16 protein-coding genes are annotated in these 18539 nt (G+C 66.4%); 5 read left to right on the top strand and 11 right to left on the bottom strand.

The window, feature by feature from the left end; genetic code table 11:
* Positions 1-104 precede the first annotated feature (104 nt).
* Positions 105-1529 (bottom strand): type I glutamate--ammonia ligase, encoded by a 1425-nt coding sequence (gene glnA, locus ACJH71_RS03470; protein WP_406756653.1) that lies wholly within the window; start codon positions 1527-1529, stop codon positions 105-107.
* 264 nt (positions 1530-1793) lie between these two features.
* Between glnA and gltB the strand changes: the two genes are divergently transcribed.
* Positions 1794-6407 (top strand): glutamate synthase large subunit, encoded by a 4614-nt coding sequence (gene gltB / locus ACJH71_RS03475; protein ID WP_406756654.1) that lies wholly within the window; start codon positions 1794-1796, stop codon positions 6405-6407.
* The gene (locus ACJH71_RS03480) at positions 6400-7851 is read left to right on the top strand and encodes a glutamate synthase subunit beta (RefSeq protein ID WP_406756655.1); all 1452 of its coding nucleotides are present in this window, start codon (positions 6400-6402) and stop codon (positions 7849-7851) included. The genes gltB and ACJH71_RS03480 overlap by 8 nt, the downstream gene beginning before the upstream one ends.
* 16 nt (positions 7852-7867) lie before the next feature.
* Here the strand turns inward: ACJH71_RS03480 and ACJH71_RS03485 are convergent, their stop codons facing one another.
* From ACJH71_RS03485 to ACJH71_RS03505, 5 genes are read right to left on the bottom strand one after another with little or no spacing between them, the layout of a single operon-like run.
* Positions 7868-8689, bottom strand: a complete 822-nt coding sequence (locus tag ACJH71_RS03485; protein WP_406756656.1) for an ABC transporter permease — start codon at positions 8687-8689, stop codon at positions 7868-7870.
* Positions 8686-9855, bottom strand: coding sequence for an ABC transporter substrate-binding protein (locus tag ACJH71_RS03490; RefSeq protein ID WP_406756657.1), 1170 nt, complete (start codon positions 9853-9855; stop codon positions 8686-8688). Before ACJH71_RS03490 ends, ACJH71_RS03485 begins: the two co-directional genes overlap by 4 nt.
* Positions 9852-10592: an ABC transporter ATP-binding protein gene (locus ACJH71_RS03495; RefSeq protein ID WP_406756658.1), complete on the bottom strand. Its 741-nt coding sequence runs from the start codon at positions 10590-10592 to the stop codon at positions 9852-9854. The genes ACJH71_RS03490 and ACJH71_RS03495 overlap by 4 nt, the downstream gene beginning before the upstream one ends.
* Positions 10568-11614, bottom strand: coding sequence for an acyl-CoA dehydrogenase (locus tag ACJH71_RS03500; RefSeq protein ID WP_406756659.1), 1047 nt, complete (start codon positions 11612-11614; stop codon positions 10568-10570). Before ACJH71_RS03500 ends, ACJH71_RS03495 begins: the two co-directional genes overlap by 25 nt.
* On the bottom strand, positions 11611-12144 hold the full coding sequence (locus ACJH71_RS03505) for a DUF4242 domain-containing protein (protein ID WP_406756660.1): 534 nt from the start codon (positions 12142-12144) through the stop codon (positions 11611-11613). The genes ACJH71_RS03500 and ACJH71_RS03505 overlap by 4 nt, the downstream gene beginning before the upstream one ends.
* 87 nt (positions 12145-12231) lie before the next feature.
* Here ACJH71_RS03505 and ACJH71_RS03510 point away from each other — a divergent pair, with 87 nt between their 5' ends.
* On the top strand, positions 12232-12840 hold the full coding sequence (locus ACJH71_RS03510; protein ID WP_406756661.1) for a TetR/AcrR family transcriptional regulator: 609 nt from the start codon (positions 12232-12234) through the stop codon (positions 12838-12840).
* A 338-nt stretch (positions 12841-13178) separates the two neighbouring features.
* Here ACJH71_RS03510 and ACJH71_RS03515 read toward each other — a convergent pair whose 3' ends face one another.
* Positions 13179-14039, bottom strand: coding sequence for an LLM class F420-dependent oxidoreductase (locus tag ACJH71_RS03515; protein WP_406756662.1), 861 nt, complete (start codon positions 14037-14039; stop codon positions 13179-13181).
* Between the two features lie 104 nt (positions 14040-14143).
* On the opposite strand from ACJH71_RS03515, the gene ACJH71_RS03520 reads away from it, so the two are divergent.
* A complete protein-coding gene (locus ACJH71_RS03520) occupies positions 14144-14566 on the top strand; it encodes a hypothetical protein (protein WP_406756909.1) in 423 nt (140 codons plus the stop codon).
* A 22-nt stretch (positions 14567-14588) separates the two neighbouring features.
* Here ACJH71_RS03520 and ACJH71_RS03525 read toward each other — a convergent pair whose 3' ends face one another.
* A complete protein-coding gene (locus ACJH71_RS03525) occupies positions 14589-15224 on the bottom strand; it encodes a TetR/AcrR family transcriptional regulator (RefSeq protein ID WP_406756663.1) in 636 nt (211 codons plus the stop codon).
* Positions 15225-15300: 76 nt separating this feature from the next.
* On the opposite strand from ACJH71_RS03525, the gene ACJH71_RS03530 reads away from it, so the two are divergent.
* Positions 15301-16770, top strand: coding sequence for a flavin-containing monooxygenase (locus ACJH71_RS03530; protein ID WP_406756664.1), 1470 nt, complete (start codon positions 15301-15303; stop codon positions 16768-16770).
* Here ACJH71_RS03530 and ACJH71_RS03535 read toward each other — a convergent pair.
* The 3 genes from ACJH71_RS03535 to ACJH71_RS03545 are packed head-to-tail and all read right to left on the bottom strand — an operon-like array spanning position 16767 to position 18459.
* Complete coding sequence (locus ACJH71_RS03535; protein WP_406756665.1) at positions 16767-17486, bottom strand: YggS family pyridoxal phosphate-dependent enzyme; 720 nt, start codon at positions 17484-17486, stop codon at positions 16767-16769. The two genes, ACJH71_RS03530 and ACJH71_RS03535, sit on opposite strands and share 4 nt — an antisense overlap.
* A gap of 13 nt (positions 17487-17499) precedes the next feature.
* Positions 17500-17973, bottom strand: coding sequence for a ribonuclease E activity regulator RraA (gene rraA, locus ACJH71_RS03540; RefSeq protein ID WP_406756666.1), 474 nt, complete (start codon positions 17971-17973; stop codon positions 17500-17502).
* A 6-nt stretch (positions 17974-17979) separates the two neighbouring features.
* The gene (locus ACJH71_RS03545; protein ID WP_406756667.1) at positions 17980-18459 is read right to left on the bottom strand and encodes a nucleoid-structuring protein H-NS; all 480 of its coding nucleotides are present in this window, start codon (positions 18457-18459) and stop codon (positions 17980-17982) included.
* Positions 18460-18539: the final 80 nt, after the last annotated feature.

The following is an 18539-nucleotide window of genomic DNA, read 5'->3' on the forward strand; positions in this document are numbered from 1 at the left end:
TCGAGGCATACGGCGGCACGGCCAGGCGGCCCATCAACACCGCAGCCTAGTCGCGGAAGCGCCCATCGCCGGGCAGCCCAGCCCGAGTCGCGCTTGCGCCCCGATCAGCAGTCGTAATAGAGCGCGAACTCGTAGGGGTGCGGGCGCAGGTTGACCGGGGTGATCTCGTTGTCCCGCTTGTAGTTGATCCAGGTCTCGATCACATCGGGGGTGAAAACCCCACCTTCGGTGAGATATTCGTGGTCCGCCTCGAGGTTGTCCATCACCTCGGCCAGGGTGGTCGGCGCCTGCGAAATCGAGGCCGCCTCGTCGGCCGGAAGGTCGTAGAGATCCTTGTCGACCGGGGCGGCCGGCTCGATCTTGTTCTTGATGCCGTCGATGCCGGCCATCAACATGGCCGAGAACGCCAGGTACGGGTTGCCGGAGGAGTCCGGGCAGCGGAACTCGAGCCGCTTGGCCTTGGGGTTGGTACCGGTGATCGGGATGCGCACGCAGGCCGAGCGGTTGCGCTGGCTGTAGACCAGGTTGATCGGCGCCTCGTAGCCCGGAACCAGGCGCTTGTAGGAGTTGATGGTGGGGTTGGTGAACGCCAGCAGTGACGGCGCGTGGTGCAGGATGCCGCCGATGTAGTGCCGGGCGGTGTCCGAGAGTCCGGCATAACCGATCTCGTCGTAGAACAGCGGCTCGCCGTCCTGCCATACCGACTGGTGGACGTGCATACCTGAACCGTTGTCCCCGAAAAGCGGCTTCGGCATGAATGTCACCGTCTTGCCGTGCGCCCAGGCGGTGTTCTTGATGATGTATTTGAACAGCATCAGGTCATCGGCGGCGTGCAGCAGGGTGTTGAACTTGTAGTTGATCTCCGTTTGCCCGCCGGTTCCGACCTCGTGGTGGCCGCGTTCGACGGTGAACCCGGCGTTGGTGAGATTGGTCGACATTGCGTCGCGTAGATCGACGTATTGATCGGTGGGCGCGACCGGGAAATAGCCGCCCTTGGGGCGAACCTTGTATCCGAGGTTGGGGCTGCCGTCGGCTTCGGTTGTGCGGCCGGTGTTCCACCAGCCGGCCACCGAATCCACTTTGTGGAAAGACCCGTTGATCTGTGAGTCGAAGCTCACCGAGTCGAAGATGTAGAACTCGGCTTCGGCGCCGAAGTAGGCGGTGTCGGCGATGCCGGTACTGGTGAGATAGCTCTCGGCCTTGCGCGCGATGTTGCGTGGGTCGCGTGAGTAAGGCTCGCGGGTGAACGGGTCGTGGACGAAGAAGTTGAGGTTCAGCGTCTTTGCGGCCCGGAACGGATCGATGCGGGCGGTTTCCGGGTCGGGCAGCAGCAGCATGTCCGACTCGTGGATGGACTGGAAGCCGCGGATCGACGAACCGTCGAAGGCGAGGCCGTCCTCGAATACGCTTTCATCGAGCGCAGCGGCCGGGATCGAGAAATGCTGCATAACCCCCGGCAGGTCGCAGAATCGAATGTCGACGTACTCAACGGACTCGTCGGCGACGAGCTTGAAAATGTCGGCGGCCATATTGGTCTCCTTCGCGTGCAGACAGCCAAACGATAGGCAGTGCACATTTCCTGGACATCATCCAGTTATTGCGTTGGCGTAACACAAACCTCACGGCAAGCGTGCTGTCCAGCGAACTAGCACGTTTGCTGGGTCGGGGTATATCGTGGCGTTGCCTGTGAGATTTTTCAGGCAGGAACGCCGTTCAACGTCGCACGGACCAATCCCCTTGACCGCTTGTCCATAGAGGGCAACGGGCAGGGATGTGCGAAGGGTTAGGTGGCGATGGCACCCAGTCGGGTGGGGCTCTACAACCCCGCGTTCGAACATGACGCGTGTGGGGTGGCCATGGTGGTCGATATCCATGGCCGACGCAGTCGCGACATCGTCGACAAGTCGATCACGGCGCTGCTCAACTTGGAGCACCGAGGCGCAGCCGGAGCCGAACCGAACAGCGGCGACGGCGCCGGGATTCTGATCCAGATCCCGGATCTGTTCCTGCGGGCCGTAACCGATTTCGAGCTGCCTCCCGAAGGCAGCTACGCCACCGGGATCGCCTTTCTGCCGCAGTCGGCCAAAGAGTCGGCGGCAGCCTGCGCCGGCCTCGAGAAGATCGTGGAAGCCGAGGGCCTGCAGGTACTCGGCTGGCGCGAAGTGCCGATCGACGACTCGTCGTTGGGTGCGCTGGCCCGTGACGCGATGCCCGGCTTCCGGCAGCTGTTCATCGGCGGGGCGTCTGGCATGACTTTGGAGCGGCGTGCCTATGTGGTGCGCAAGCGCGCCGAACACGAGCTGGGCAGCAAGGGCCCGGGTCAGGACGGGCCGGGACGGGAAACCGTCTATTTCCCAAGTCTTTCCGGCCGAACCATGGTGTACAAGGGCATGCTGACCACGCCGCAGCTCAAGGCGTTCTACCCGGATCTGGCCGACGCGCGGATGCAGAGCGCGTTGGGCCTCGTCCATTCCCGGTTCTCCACCAACACTTTTCCGTCGTGGCCGCTGGCGCACCCGTTCCGTCGGATCGCGCACAACGGGGAGATCAACACCGTCACCGGCAACGAGAACTGGATGCGCGCCCGGGAGGCGCTGATCCGCACCGAGGTCTTCGGCTCCGGACGCTCCGGGAACGCGAAAAGCACAGTCGACAAGCTGTTTCCGATCTGCACGCCGGGCGCCTCCGACACAGCCCGGTTTGACGAGGTGCTCGAGCTGCTGCATCTGGGCGGCCGCAGCCTGCCGCACGCGGTGCTGATGATGATCCCGGAGGCCTGGGAACGCCACGAAAGCATGGATGGGCCGACGCGGGCCTTTTACGAGTACCACGACTCGCTGATGGAGCCGTGGGACGGCCCGGCCTCGATGACCTTCACCGACGGCACCGTGGTGGGCGCCGTGTTGGACCGCAACGGCCTGCGGCCATCACGTATCTGGGTCACCGCGGACGGGCTGGTGGTCATGGCGTCCGAGGCCGGGGTACTCGACCTGGACCCCGCCACGGTGGTGCACCGGCAGCGGTTGCAGCCCGGCAAGATGTTCCTGGTGGACACCGCCGCCGGGCGGATCATCTCTGATCGCGAGGTCAAATCGACGCTGGCCGGTGAGCGGCCGTACCAGCAGTGGATCGACGAGTGCCTGATCGGAATCGACGAGCTTCCCCCCGGTGACGCACCGCGGATGGAACATCACCGGGTTCTGTTGCGGCAGCATATGTTCGGCTACACCTACGAAGAGCTCAATCTGGTACTCGCACCCATGGCGCGCGCCGGCGCTGAGCCGATCGGATCCATGGGTACCGACACCCCGGTGGCGGTGCTCTCGGCGCGGCCTCGGCTGCTGTTCGACTACTTTCAGCAGTTGTTCGCCCAGGTCACCAACCCTCCGTTGGACGCCATCCGCGAAGAGGTGATCACCAGCCTGCAGGGCGCGCTCGGCCCGGAAGGCGACCTGCTCAACACCGACGAACCCACCTGGCGGCAGATCGTGCTGCCGCAGCCGATCTTGAGCAACTCCGAGCTGGCGAAGCTGGTGAAGCTGAGCCCGGACCAGCGGATCGGTTCCCGGGGCCCGCACGGCCTGTCTACGGCCGTCATCAGCTGCCTGTATCCGCCTGCCGCGGGCGGTGCCGGGTTGCGCGCAGCGCTCAAGCAGGTATGCGCCCGAGCCTCGGAGGCGATCGCCGAGGGCGCCAGCTTCCTGGTGATCTCCGATCGGGAGTCCGACGAGACGATGGCTCCCATCCCGTCGCTGTTGGCCACCGCGGCCGTACATCACCACCTGGTCGCCGAGCGGTCCCGCACCAAGGTCGGCCTGGTGGTCGAGTCCGGTGACGCCCGCGAGGTGCACCACATGGCGGCGCTGATCGGGTTCGGCGCCGCCGCGGTCAACCCGTACCTGGCGTTCGAGTCCGTCGAGGACATGCTCGATCGGGGCCTGATCGAAGGCCTCGACCGCGACAAGGCCCTGTCCAACTACGCCAAGGCCGCCGGCAAGGGTGTGCTGAAAGTCATGTCCAAGATGGGGATCTCGACGCGGGCGTCCTACGCCGGGGCGCAACTGTTCCAGCCGATCGGCATCTCCCAAGACGTCCTCGACCAATACTTCACCGGTCTGTACTGCCCGATCGGCGGGATCACCCTCGACGACATCGCCGCCGATGTCGCCGCCCGCCACGCGCTGGCCTACCTGGATCGCCCGGAAGAGCGGGCGCACCGTGAACTGCCGGTGGGCGGGGAGTACCAGTGGCGACGCGAAGGCGAACACCACCTGTTCAACCCGGAGACGGTGTTCAAACTGCAGCATTCCACCCGGACGGGCCAGTACGCGGTCTTCAAGGAGTACACCAAGCTGGTCGACGACCAGAGTGAACGCCTGGCCACGCTGCGTGGTCTGCTGCGATTCAAGGCCGGTGAGCGGCCGCCGGTTCCCGTCGAAGAGGTGGAGCCGGCCACCGAGATCGTCAAGCGGTTCGCCACCGGCGCGATGAGTTACGGCTCGATCTCCGCCGAGGCACACGAAACGTTGGCGATCGCGATGAACCGGATCGGCGGCCGCTCCAACTGCGGTGAGGGCGGCGAGCATTCCGGCCGCTTCCTTCCCGATGCGGACGGCTCCTGGCGACGTAGCGCGATCAAGCAGGTCGCCTCGGCGCGATTCGGCGTGACGAGCGAATACCTGGTCAACTGCACCGATCTGCAAATCAAGATCGCGCAGGGGGCCAAGCCCGGTGAGGGTGGTCAGCTTCCGGGCAACAAGGTGTATCCGTGGATCGCCGAGGTTCGTCATGCCACCCCGGGTGTCGGGTTGATCTCCCCGCCGCCGCACCACGACATCTACTCCATCGAGGACCTCAAGCAGCTGATCCACGACCTGAAGAACGCCAACCCGGAGGCCCGCATCCACGTGAAGCTGGTCGCCGAAAACGGTGTCGGAACCGTGGCGGCCGGAGTGTCCAAGGCACACGCCGACGTGGTGTTGATCTCCGGCCACGACGGGGGAACCGGTGCAGCGCCACTGACCTCGCTCAAGCACGCCGGAGCGCCGTGGGAGCTGGGGTTGGCTGAAACCCAACAGACCTTGCTGCTCAACGGGCTTCGGGACCGAATTGTGGTGCAGGTGGACGGCCAGCTCAAGACCGGACGCGACGTGGTGATCGCGGCGCTGCTGGGGGCCGAGGAATTCGGTTTCGCCACTGCGCCATTGGTGGTGTCGGGCTGCATCATGATGCGGGTCTGCCATCTGGATACCTGCCCGGTGGGCGTGGCAACTCAGAACCCACAGTTGCGTGAACGCTTCAATGGCCAGCCGGAGTTCGTTGAGAACTTCTTCTGGTTCATCGCCGAAGAGGTTCGCGAGTACCTTGCGGCATTGGGGTTCCGCACCCTCAACGAGGCTGTCGGCCAGGTGAACGCGCTGGACACCACGCTGGCGCGGGCCCACTGGAAGGCCCACAAGCTCGACCTCGCACCGGTCCTCCACGAACCGGAGTCAGCATTCATGAACCAGGATCTGTACTGCACTTCCAGTCAGGACCATGGGCTGGACAAGGCTCTGGATCAGCAGCTGATCGCCATGAGTCGCGAGGCTCTGGACGCGGGAGCCCCGGTCAAGTTCACCAGCGCGATATCCAACGTCAACCGGACGGTCGGCACCATGCTCGGCTATGAGGTCACCAAAGCCTATGGTGCTCAGGGGTTGCCAGAGGGGACCATCGACATCACCTTCACCGGGTCGGCCGGCAACAGCTTCGGGGCATTCCTGCCTCCGGGGATCACCCTGCGGGTCTTCGGCGATGCCAACGACTACGTCGCCAAGGGGCTGTCCGGTGGTCGGATCGTGGTCCGTCCCCCGCTGGACGCGCCAGACGGCTACGTCGCCGAAGAGAACATCATCGGCGGCAACGTGATTCTATTCGGCGCCACCTCCGGCGAAGTGTTCCTGCGCGGGGTGGTCGGGGAACGGTTCGCGGTCCGCAACTCCGGTGCGGTGGCGGTGGTCGAAGGAGTCGGTGACCACGGCTGTGAGTACATGACCGGGGGCAAAGTGGTGGTGTTGGGTCCGACCGGGCGCAACTTCGCCGCCGGCATGTCCGGGGGAGTGGCCTACGTCTATGACCCGGACCGGCAGCTGGGCGACCGGCTGAACACCGAGATGGTGGACCTCGACACATTCGACGATTTCGACGCCGACGATGTGGCTTGGCTGCGTGACGTGTTGGCGGCGCATATCGCCGCCACCGACTCGGTGCCCGCTCGCGCGATCCTGGCCGATTGGGCCAACCGCGGACGGGACTTCGTCAAAGTGATGCCGCGCGACTACCGGCGGGTTCTCGCCGCGGTCGCCGAGGCGAAAGCCAGCGGCACAGATCCAGAGGAGGCGATTATGGCGGCGGCTCATGGCTGACCCGAGAGGATTCATCACCAACACCCAGCGCATCCTGCCGTTGCGCCGTCCGGTCTCAGACCGGGTGGGCGACTGGAACGAGGTGTATCAGGATTTCGCCGAGGACACCCTGCGCAAGCAGGCCGGACGCTGCATGGACTGCGGTATCCCGTTCTGCCACCATGGCTGTCCGTTGGGCAACCTGATCCCGGAGTGGAACGACCTGGTGCGCACCGGGCGCTGGCGTGAGGCGTTCGACAGGCTGCATGCCACGAACAACTTCCCGGACTTCACCGGGCGGCTCTGCCCGGCGCCCTGTGAACCGGCCTGTGTGCTGGGCATCAACCAGCAGCCGGTGACCATCAAGCAGGTCGAGTACGAGATCGTCGAACGCGGCTTCGCCGAGGGCTGGGCGCAGCCGATCCCGCCGTCGGTCCGCACCGGGAAGTCGGTCGCGGTGGTGGGCTCGGGACCGGCCGGGTTGGCCGCCGCCCAGCAACTCACCCGGGGCGGGCACACGGTCACGGTTTTCGAGCGCGACGACCGTATAGGTGGGCTACTGCGTTACGGCATACCGGAATTCAAGATGGAGAAGCGCATCTTGGACCGGCGTTTGGAGCAGATGGCCGGCGAGGGAACGCTATTCAAGACCAGTGTCAACGTCGGGGTGGATCTGACGGTCGAGCAGCTGCGCGAAGAGTTCGATGCGGTTGTGTTGGCCGGCGGCGCTACCGCCTGGCGAGACCTGCCGGTCCCGGGCCGGGAGCTCGACGGCATTCATCAGGCGATGGAATACCTGCCGTGGGCGAACCGGGTGCAAGCCGGCGACCTGGCCGAGCCGCCGATCACCGCGCACGGCAAGAAGGTGGTCATCATCGGTGGGGGTGACACCGGCGCCGACTGTCTGGGCACGGTGCACCGCCAGGGCGGGACGTGCGTGCACCAGTTCGAGATCATGCCGCGTCCTCCGGAGATCCGTGATCCTTCCACCCCGTGGCCGACGTACCCGTTGATCATGCGGACCACGTCTGCGCACGAAGAGGGCGGTGACCGAGTGTTCTCGGTCAACACCGAGGCGTTCACCGGCCGCGACGGCCGGGTGACCGGGTTGCGGGCCCACGAGGTGCGCCGCCGGGGCGGTGGCTTCGAGAAGGTGGAGGGCACCGACTTCGAGCTCGAAGCCGATCTGGTGCTGCTCGCGATGGGATTCGTCGGGCCGGAACGTTCGCCGCTGCTGGCCGATCTGGGCGTGGAGTTCACCGAACGCGGCAGCGTGGCCCGCGACGCGGAGTACGCGACCGCGGTGCCGGGTGTCTATGTCGCCGGCGACATGGGCCGGGGCCAGTCCCTCATCGTGTGGGCGATCGCCGAAGGGCGTGGTGCCGCTGCGAGTGTGGACCGGTATCTGATGGGCCGCACCGCATTGCCGTCGCCGATCGCCGCGACGGCGGCGCCGCTTCGCTGAGCCGGCCAGCCCGCATTCAGCTCGCGGCGCTCCGGCGCGGCGCGAGAAGGATGCGGGCGGCCAGGTCGAGCAGGTAGCCGAGGACGCCGATCACGGCGATCACCGCGACGACCTGGTCGTAGGCGAGCTGGTCGCGGGCGTTGAGGATCTGATACCCCAGTCCTGATCGCACGCCGAGCATTTCGGCGGGCACCAGCACCACCCAGGCGATGCCCAGGGCCAGTCGCAGACCGTTCTGTACCTGCACGCGGACCGCCGGCAGGACCACGGCGGTCAACTGCTCGAACCGGCTGGCGTGCAACGACCGCGCGACATGCAGGTAGCCCGGGTCGATTGCATGCACTCCGGCGACCGTTCCGAGCAGCACCGGCCAGACCGCCGCGGCGGCGATCAGGAAGATCACCGGCTGGCTGCCGATCCCGAACACCGCCACGATGATCGGGGTCCACGACAGCGGCGAGATCATCCGCAGGAACGCCACCACCGGCCCGGCCGCCCGCTCCGCGGTGCGGCTCAGGCCGATGAGCAGGCCGGCCGGGATGCCGACCAGGGCGGCGATCAGCAGACCGATCAGCAGGCGGTAGAGGCTTACCGCGGTGTCGGACACCAGTACGCCCCGACCGACCAGGTCCGCCAGTGCCGCAACCACATGCTGCGGTGCGGTCTGTCGCAGCAGCGACGCCGGGGCGCAGAGCACCGAAGTCGCGGCCCACCACAGCGTGACGGCCACGCCGACGCTGGCGACCGGGGGCCACACCCGCGGCCACCACAGTGACCGTGCACCCGTATCGGCATCTGGGGCCGGCTGGTCATTGGGCTGCACTGCGATGGTGGTCATGAGGCATGTACCTGTTCTTCTCGGTCCAGTGATGCGGCTAGGCCGAACGCCCCCGGCCCACCGTGTTGTGCCAAGGCGGATCGCACGAACTGGTCGTCGACCAGGTCGGCGTGCACCCGGGCCGGGTCCAATCGGTCCAGGAAGCGGCGATCGCCGTCGATGACCGTCTCACCCATCGCTTCTACGAGGCGGTGGGTGAAGCCGGCAAAGGGGAACGGGGTGAAGCCGAGCCGTTGCGGTTGCCAGTCCGGATGTGCCAGCGGATACGGGGGATCGGGATAGGTCAGCGCCAGCTGAACCGCCGGCACCGGTTGCGGCAGGTAGTGGCCACCGCCCAGTGCTTTGGCCGCCTTTACCCGGTCGTCGTTCAGAAGCAGCTGCGCACCGACCACGGCGTCGGTCACCTGTTGGATGGCGTTGGGCCGCTGGGCGATCACGTCGTCGCGGGTGATCAGCACGCAGCAGGCGTGGTCACGCCACACGTCGCCGAGGAAGCTGTGGATCCGGCCGATCTTCTTGATCTGGGCGACCGCGTTGAACGGGTCCGCGACGACGTAGCCGCCGATCGAGCGGTTGGCCAGCGCGGGCACCATGTCCGACGGGCTCATCACGATCAGCTCGACGGTGCGTGCCGAGCGAGAAGCGCTGCGCCGCACCACCGGTTGCAAGCCGTGTGCGCGCAGCAGTTGCTGCAACACGATGTTGTGGATGGACCACCAGAACGGGATCGCGACCTGGGTACCGGCCAGGTCTGCCAGATCCTCGATGTGCGGTGCCACGGTCAGCGCCGAACCGTTGGTGTGATTCCAGCCCAATACCCGAACTCCACCGCCCAGGGCGTAGCGCAGCTGGACCGCCATCGGCATCAGCAGATGCACCACATCCACCTTGCCCGTCACGAACGCCTCGCCCAGCGCTGCCCAGCTGCGGAACAGCACCGGTTTGGCTGAACTGACCAGCCCAGCCGGGTACAACGCCGCGCTGTGCGCCAGCAACAGTGGCGCAGCGTCGGTGATCGGCAGGTAACCGATACGCAGCGGGCCGCCGGTGTCGGCGGCGCGGCCGACGGTTGCGCTGCGGGCGAGGTCACCGATGCCGAAGGCACCGCCGGCCGCCGCAGCTGCCGCCCCGCCGATCAGCAACCTGCGTCGGGTCAGTGCGGTCACGACCGCACCCCGGCGACGCCGATGGGCTGGGCGTCGTAGTGCGCGAGGATCTCCTGGCGCAGGCCGGTGTTATCGCCTGGAGCTGTGCTGCCGACCGACCACTCACTTCGCAGCCGCCCGTCGGCGCCGAGCAGCACGACCCGCTCGGCCAGTCGTAGTGCCTCGTCGACATCATGCGTCACCAGCACAACGGTCACCCGTAGCTCGGCGGCCAACTGGGCCAGCCAGCCCTGCAAGTCGGTGCGGGTGGTGGGATCCAGTGCGCTGAAAGGCTCGTCGAGCAACAGCAACCGCGGGTTGGTAGCCGCCGCACGAAGAATGGCCACGCGTTGCGCCTGACCTCCGGACAGTTGATCGGGATACCGGTCGGCCAGCTGGTCGACACCGAAGCGGGTCATCAACTCAGTGGCACGCGCCTGGTCGAAGTCCGCGCGGTGGGCGGCGAAGCGTCGTGCGTAGGCGACATTGTCGGCGACGCTCAACCACGGCATCAGCAGCGGTCGCTGAAACACCACACCGGTGCGTGGCCGGTTTCCGTCGGAGTTCCAGGTGACGGTGCCGCCGTCAAGTGACTCCAGCCCGGCCAACACCCGCAGCAGTGTCGATTTGCCGCTGCCACTGCTCCCCAGGACCGCGACGAACTCACCGTCACCGACCGAGAAGTTGATATCGCGCAGGACCGTGACGGATCCAAACCGCTTGCTGCCCTGGGCTACTCGTACCGACTCAGTTCCCACCGCAGTTGTCCTTCCGATGGCGATTGAATAGGGAGAAAAGCCGCTTCCCGGAAGCGTCGGTTGGCCGCGCTGCGGGTGGCGTAGCCGGCACCGCCGGCCAACGTCGACTCCAGCCGGGTGGCGTCGACCGCGGTCGTCGCGGCGTCCAGGCGCAGCCGGATGATGTCGGCGAGGCCGGCCGCGTGTGAGCGGCCGGTCAGTGTGAACAGCTTGTCGCGCAACCCGTGAAGCTGTCGGCCGAGTTCGGCGTGCTCGGCGCCGAACTGCTCGGCCAGCCTGCCGCCGGCTTGGCCCGCGCCCTCGATCGCGGCGGCAGCCACTCCGACACAGAAGGCCGTCTGCAGCAACAGAAATGTCGGTCGAATGGTGCTGACGAAGGAAGCCAGGTCGTTGGTGAGGATCTGCTCTGGGGGGACCGGGACATCGTGGAGGCGAAGCGAGGTTGAGGCGGTGGCTCCCAGCGCCATCAAGTCGGGAGCCGGGTTGATCGTGATGCCCGGATGATTCGCATCGACCACCGCTACCAGGGTTGCTCCATCGGGGCGGCGGGCCGGCAACACGATCAGGGAATCATCGAAGACGTTGGACGCCCAGTGAATCGGCCCGGTGACGCGCAGGTCGTCACCGGAACCGTCGGCGACCAGGGGAACCGGGCCAAGGCCGGCGACCTGCTTGAGTCCGGCCGCCATCGCCGTCACTCCCGCGCGGGCACCGCTGCTCAGCGCCTTCAGGCGGACCGCACGTGCCGGTGCCGGTGCGTGGGCCAAGTAGGTCACCGCCATGGTGTGCGCCCACAACGAGAATCCGACCGCCAGACTCGCCGCCGCGGTGTGCTCGATCATCGAAACCAGCTCCGGCAGACCGTCGTCGCGCAATGCCGCCTCGAAGAAGCCGGCCGACCCGAACAGAGCCAGGTCGGCGCGGACGTCGAGGCCACCGGAGTCGAGCGCCTCGGCACGGTCCGCCACGATCGCCGTGAGGTCGGCCAGCGCGGTGTGCACAAAGCGCACCGGAGCGCTCACCGCTGCTCGCCTTCCAGGCGGTGCAGTCGGTCGATCGGAGTGGTGACGGCTTCACGAGCGCGGCGGACCGCGGTCTCGTCGGGGGCGTCATAGAAGCACAGGCACTTGTCCATGTCTTCGCGCACGTAGGTCCGCAAGAAGGTCACCTCGGGGACGTCGGCATACTTCGGCGACTTGGCCTTCTTACGGGCCAAGTAGGTGTCCATGTCCAGATCGGCGGGCAGGTCCCATTCGACGAGATAGCCGGCGGCGGGGCGGGCGGCCTTGAGTTGCGCGACCTCGGCGCCGACCAGCCGTACCGGGTGTGGGCCGCTGACCTCGGCCACCGACAGGGTGGTCGCATCGATCGAAGGCGCCTGACAGGAGCCGAATTCCGCGATCGCGAAGATCCGGTGTGCCTCACCGGTCACCTGGGCCTCGATCAGTTCACCCCCGCCTTGATGGATGACAGCGTCGAGTTCCTTGATCGCGCGGTCGGCGTCGGAGCGGTCGAGGCGCAGCGGAGCGATCTCGTAGAGGTACAGGGTCATGGGGTTGTCCTTTCGCCGTCGGATGGCTACGACGGTGCCAGCGATAGACAACCCTGTCTATCGAGGCGACTGGGTTAATCTGCTGCCATGACGCGCACGACCGGACCGGGCCGGGATCAGGCCTCGCGGGCCACCCGTGGCGTCCCGCCCGCGCAACGTCTTCTCGAGACAGCGACAGAACTCTTTGCAGCACAAGACATTCGGGAAGTGGGTATCGATCGGATCCTGGCCGAAGCCGGGGTGGCGAAGGCGAGCCTCTACAGCCTCTACGGCTCCAAGGAAGCGCTCGTGCTGGCCTACCTCACCGCTTTGGATCAGGCTGATCGCAAGCGATACCACGGGGCCGCGGCTCGACTGGACGATCCCATCGAGCAGATCCTGTTGTTCTTCGATCTGGCCGCGGCGGCCGCCAAGAAGCGTCGCTACCGCGGGTGCCTGTACGTCAACGCGGCCGGCGCGTACGCCGGTACCGAACTTGAGCCGGTGGTTGCCCATCGTCGCTGGATGCATACGACGTTGGCGGAGCTCCTTGCTCAAGCCGGTGTTACCGACGCGCTGGAACGCGCGGGCGACCTCCAGTTGCTCTATGACGGCGCGCTGGTCGGCTCCAAGGTCGAGCGCTCCGTTGCGCCGATCGTCCGGGCGCGCGGCCTGGCCGCCGAGCGAATCGGCGCTACAGCCTCACAAGCCACTTAAACAACTTCTGCCCCAGGCGTCGGCGCGTCGTGTTTTGTTTGCCATGTGCCGGGTGTCTAATGGTTAGCTATGTGATCCACGTTAACGGCGTGTTAACATGGTCCGCATTATTCCAATCTGGTCCGAGCCGGGGCGGGGGTCAGCGCCGTGTACATCAACCCGATATACCGATACCGGATGGGCCGTATGGCCTGGTCACTGCTGCGGCATCCGCGCAGGAGCCGAGAGTTCCCCGCGAAGCATGAGCGCTTGGTCACCGCCGACGAACTCTTGCGCTTCGCGACGTAGGAACCCGAGGCGGCCGGCGCTAGCTCCCGGGAAGAGTTTGCTGACCGTTATCAATTCGTAATCGGAGCCATCAGGCTGGAATCACGGATCGCCTCCGCCAACGGTTCCAGTACCGCCGGGTCGTGGGGCGTCGGCAGGTAGACAATCGCCAGGTCCAAACCCTCGGAGCCGAGTGCTGCGGCGTCCTCGATCACTCGCCCGTAATCGAGATCCGGCTGCAAACGCAGGTGCGCCGACAAGGTGATCTGCTCCGGGTCGCGCCCGATATCGGCGCAATGGCCGGCCAGCACGTCCCGCTTGCGGGCGAACTCGGCGGGAGTGCCGCCGACGAAATTCCAATGTTGGGCATATTTCGCGGCGATCTTCAGCGTGCGCTTCTCGCCGTTGCCGCCGATGCAGATCGGTGGGTGTGGCCGCTGCGGGCCCTTGGGCTCGTTGCGGGCGTCGGTGAGTTGGTAGTAGGTGCCGGAAAAGGTGGTGGTGTCGGTGCTCAACAGGCTGATGAGGACCTGGCAGGCCTCCTCGAAGCGGTCGAAGCGCTCGCGGATGCTGCCCAACTCGATGCCGTAGGCCCCCGACTCCTCTTCGTTCCAGCCCGCGCCGATCCCCAGCTCCAACCGTCCGCCGGAGATGATGTCGAGGGCGGCGGCCATATTGGCCAGTACGGCGGGGTGACGGTAATGGATGCCGGTCACCAAGGTGCCCACGCGCAACCGAGCGGTGGCCTGGGCCAGCGCCGTCAGGGTGGTCCAACCCTCCAGGCACGGCCCGGTCGGATCGGAGAAGATCGGGTAGAAGTGGTCGAAGGTCCAGCCGGACTCGTAGACGTCGATGTCGTCCGCGGCTCGCCAGACGGCCAGCATGTCAGCCCAGGTGGTGTTCTGCGGTGAGGTCTTGAACGCGAAGCGCATCCAGCCGAGCTTAGCGGCGGGTCGAGGGCCGTGAGTCCAGCGGCGATCGGAAGGCCTGCGGAGCCGCAAACTCGGGTGGCGGGAAGTAGGCTCACCCGGTGGTCATGAATCTGGACATCGACACCAAGGTGACGTTGTTGTCGGCGGGCCTGATCTTTCTGCTCGCGCTGTTGTTGGGTGTGTGGAAGTACCAACAGATCGCTACCTCGGAGAATCGCCAGGCCCACGTCTACGTTGACATCGCCCATCGAGCGGCGCTGATGTACTCCTTCGCGACCATGCTGGTGGCGGTGTTCGTAGAGCTCAGCGCCTGGCCGACCTGGGTGAACATGGTCGCGGCGATGGTCATCGTGTTCTTCTTCGTCGTCGCGATCGGCAGTTACATGCTGCACGGCGCCTTGCGCGACACCACTAATCAGTTCGAGCACCTCGGGTGGCGTCTGCACGTCGGCATGGTGCTGCTGATCATCGGCGAAGTTGGCGGCTTTGCGGTGTTGCTGGCCGGGTTCGGCGTCGGCGGCTTCTGAACGCGCCTGGTTCCCGTCGGCGTCAGGACGCCTGGCCGTAGATGCTGCTGACCCAGACGTGGGTCAGCGTTTCGACCACCTGATCGTGCGGCACTGACGGCTGCTCGGCCATCAACGCGGCCATCATGGTCCGCTCGTTCATCTGATTCAGTGACGTCGCGAGATTCAGAGCGTCGATGGTTGTCGGTGCCGCGCCGCGGTCGCGTTCGGCGGTGATCATCGCGGCGGTCTGGTGGATCCATTTCTGCATGAAGGCGTTCCACGTCGCCCGGAACTCCGGGCTGGTGGCCAGCGCCTCTGTGCCGGCCCGGGCGATCGCCCGGTGCGAGCTGAACGCGACGAAGAACGCTTTGATGCCGTTGCGCCAGATCCGGCGCGGGTCGGTCGGCAGACGTTGCACCGCTCCGACGAACTCGGAGTCGGCCGCCGCGATGAGCGGCTCCAGCAGCGAGAGCAGCACCGCGTCCTTCGACTTGAAATAGAAGTAGAACGTGGGTCGCGAGATTCCGGCGCCTTTGGCCAGGTCGTCGACGGAGATCTCGCCCAGCGGGCGTTCCTCCAGCAGCCGTTCGGCAGTTGCCAAGATCGCCTGCTCGCGATCGTCGCCGGACGGCCGCGTCCCACGGCGTCCATGACGGGTCGCATTCGGGCTGGCCATGGCGGCTACTTTACACGATGTCGAGTTAATCAACAGGGTGTTGACTGACTCAACACGCCGTTGATAGCGTGGCGCCATGACTGAACACCTCGATGTTGTGATCGTCGGCGCCGGCATCTCCGGCATCAGCGCGGCCTGGCACCTGCAGGACCGCTGCCCGAACAAGAGCTACGCGATCCTGGAAAGCCGGGACAACCTCGGCGGCACCTGGGACCTGTTCAAGTACCCCGGCATCCGCTCGGACTCCGACATGTTCACCCTGGGCTTCCGGTTCAAGCCATGGCGGTCGGCGCACTCGATCGCCGAAGGCGCAGACATCTGGAACTACATCAACGAAGCCGCCACCGAGAACGGCATCGACAAGCACATCCGGTACCGCCACCGGGTCGTTTCGGCTGACTGGTCGGACGCCGACAACCAGTGGACGGTCACCGTCGACAACGACGGCAAGCAGGAGCAGATCACCGCGTCATTCGTCTTCGCGTGCAGTGGCTACTACAACTACGCCGAGGGCTACTCGCCGGAGTTCCCCGGCGCCGCGGACTTCGCCGGGACCATCGTGCACCCGCAGCACTGGCCGGAGGACCTGGACTACGCCGGCAAGAAGATCGTGGTGATCGGCAGCGGCGCCACCGCGGTGACGTTGATTCCCGCGTTGGCCAATTCCGGAGCCGGACATGTGACGATGCTGCAGCGTTCACCGACCTACATTGGCGCGCTGCCCCTGGTCGACCCGTTCGCGGTGCAGGCAAACCGGTTCCTGCCGACCAAAGCGGCGCACTTCGCCAACCGCTGGAAGGCGATCGGCTTCAGCACGCTCCAGTACCAGCTGGCGCGGAAGTTCCCGAAGTACATGCGCAAGACGCTGATGACGATGGCCAAGCACCGGCTGCCGGAAGGCTTCGACGTGCAGAAGCACTTCGGGCCGCGATACAACCCGTGGGACGAGCGGCTGTGCTTGGCGCCCAACGGCGATCTGTTCAAGACCATCCGCAGCGGCAAGGCGGACGTCGTCACCGACACCATCGACACGTTCACCAAGACCGGGATCCGGCTGAACTCCGGCCAGGAACTCGAGGCCGACATCATCATCACCGCGACCGGCCTGAACATGCAGCTGCTGGGTGGGGCGTCGCTGCTGCGCAACGGCGAGCCGATCGATCTGCCCAAGGCGATGACCTACAAGGGCTTGATGTTCTCCGGCGTGCCCAACGCCGCGGTGACCTTTGGCTACACCAATGCGTCGTGGACGCTCAAGGCCGACCTGGTGTCGGAGTTCGTCTGCCGGGTGCTCAACTACATGGATGACAACGGTTTCGACCGGGTCGAGGCCCAGCACCCCGGTGCCGCGGTGAAGGAAGAGCCGTTCATGGACTTCAGCCCCGGCTACTTCCGCCGGGCCATGGACGACCTGCCGCGGTCCGGGTCGGAGGCCCCGTGGCGGCTCAAGCAGAACTATCTGCTGGACCTGCGGCTGATCCGGCACGGCAAGGTGGACGAGAAGTCGCTGAAGTTCAGCAAGCACCGCGCGCCGGTGAGCGTCTAGCTGGACTCTGGCCAGTAGTAGGAGTCGGGGTAGGGTCGGGACCCGAACAGCGCGGTCCCGATCCGCACCTCGGTAGCGCCCTCGGCGATCGCCAGCGCGAAGTCGCCGCTCATTCCCATCGACAACCGCGGCAGGTCGTGGCCTTGTCCGGCGGCGCTATCGCGTAGCCGGCGCAACCGGCGGAAGCAGCCGCGGACGGTCTCGGGGTCGTCGGTATTGATGGCCAGCGTCATCAAGCCGCGGACCCGCATGTTGGAGTAGCCGGCCAGCTCGTCGAGGAACGGCAGCAGTTGGTCGGGATCCAGACCGTACTTGCTGGGCTCGTCGGAGGTCTTGACCTGCACCAGCACGTCGATGACGCGGCCGGAGGCGCGCAGGTGACGGTCCAGCGCCACGGCCAGCTTGGGCCGGTCCAGGGACTGCACCTCGGCGGCCAGCCGCGCCACTACGCCGGCCTTGTTCGTCTGCAGGTGCCCGATCATCACCCAGTCGATTCCGCAGTCGGACAGTGGCCCTGCCTTATCCTTGATCTCTTGGACCTTGTTCTCGCCGAACCGGTGCAAGCCCAGCTCGACGGCCTCTCGGATCAGCTCGGGACCGAAGGTCTTGCTCACCGCCAGCACATCGACCTCATCCGGCGAACGCCCTGCCGCCCGGCACGCGTCGTCGACGCGCGCGCGGAGCTGTTCCCAGCGCGCCCGCAAGGTGGCGTCCATCGGTGTGCCGGTCCTAGACGACGACGATGCCGTCGTCGTCGCTGTGGGCGGTTGCGCCGGGCACGAAGGCGATGCCGCCGAACTCGACGACGACGTCGCGTTCGCCGGCACCGGTCTTGGTGCTCTTGCGGGGATTGGTGCCCAGCGCCTTGATGCCGATGTCGAGGGTGCGCAGGGTCGAGGCGTCGCGCACCGCGCCGTGCACGATCAGCCCGGCCCAGCCGTTGCTGCGGGCCAGTTCGGCGATGACGTCACCGACCAGCGCGGTGTGCAGCGAGCCGCCGCCGTCGATCACCAGCACCCCGCCGTCGCCCGGTTCGGAGAGCACCGATTTGAGCAGCGCGTTGTCCTGGAAGCAGCGCACGGTGCTGATCCGGCCGGCGAACTCCGTGCGGCCGCCGAGTTGGCGGAACTGAACGTCGCAGCTGCGTACGTCGGGGCCGATCTCGTCGACCAGGTCGGCGGTGGGCCGGAAGCGAGCCGTCACCGCCGGTCAGCCTCGGCGCGCGCGCCGCAGCCGGCGAAGCAGCAACAGTGCGAACACACCGAGGATTCCGGCAGCCAGCAGCGGGCCGGGCGAACGTCGTGCCGGCGACACCGACGGGGTCAGCGGATTGCGGGCCGTGTCCACCGTGGACTTCGCCTGGGCAGCCGCTTCTTTGGCGCGCTCAGTGAGTTGGCCCGAGCCGTTGGCGGCAACCGCGGGCGGCGTGGGGGCCGCGGCGGGGGTGGCAGGCGCCGCGGGTGCACTCTTGGCAGGCGCCTTTTTGGCGGGTGCCTTTTTAGCGGCCTTGGCCGGAGCCTTCTTGGCGACCGCCTTCTTCGCCGGCGCCTTTTTGGCGGGTGCCTTCTTTGCGGGAGTCTTCTGCGGCGCCGGACCGGGCGGGTCAGCCGGCAGGTCAGCTCCAGCCGGAGCAACCGGCTCGGGCGCAGCGGCGGGTTCGTGGTCGGGCTGGCCTTGCGGTTCGGTCATACGGCAGCTCCTCTGCGGCTTTTCGTCTCAGATCAACTCGGCGACACCGGCAACGTTCCCATCATGCCAGCATCTGCCAG

Origin of the sequence: Mycobacterium sp. SMC-15 (assembly GCF_045310925.1) — a bacterium.
GTDB lineage: Bacteria > Actinomycetota > Actinomycetes > Mycobacteriales > Mycobacteriaceae > Mycobacterium.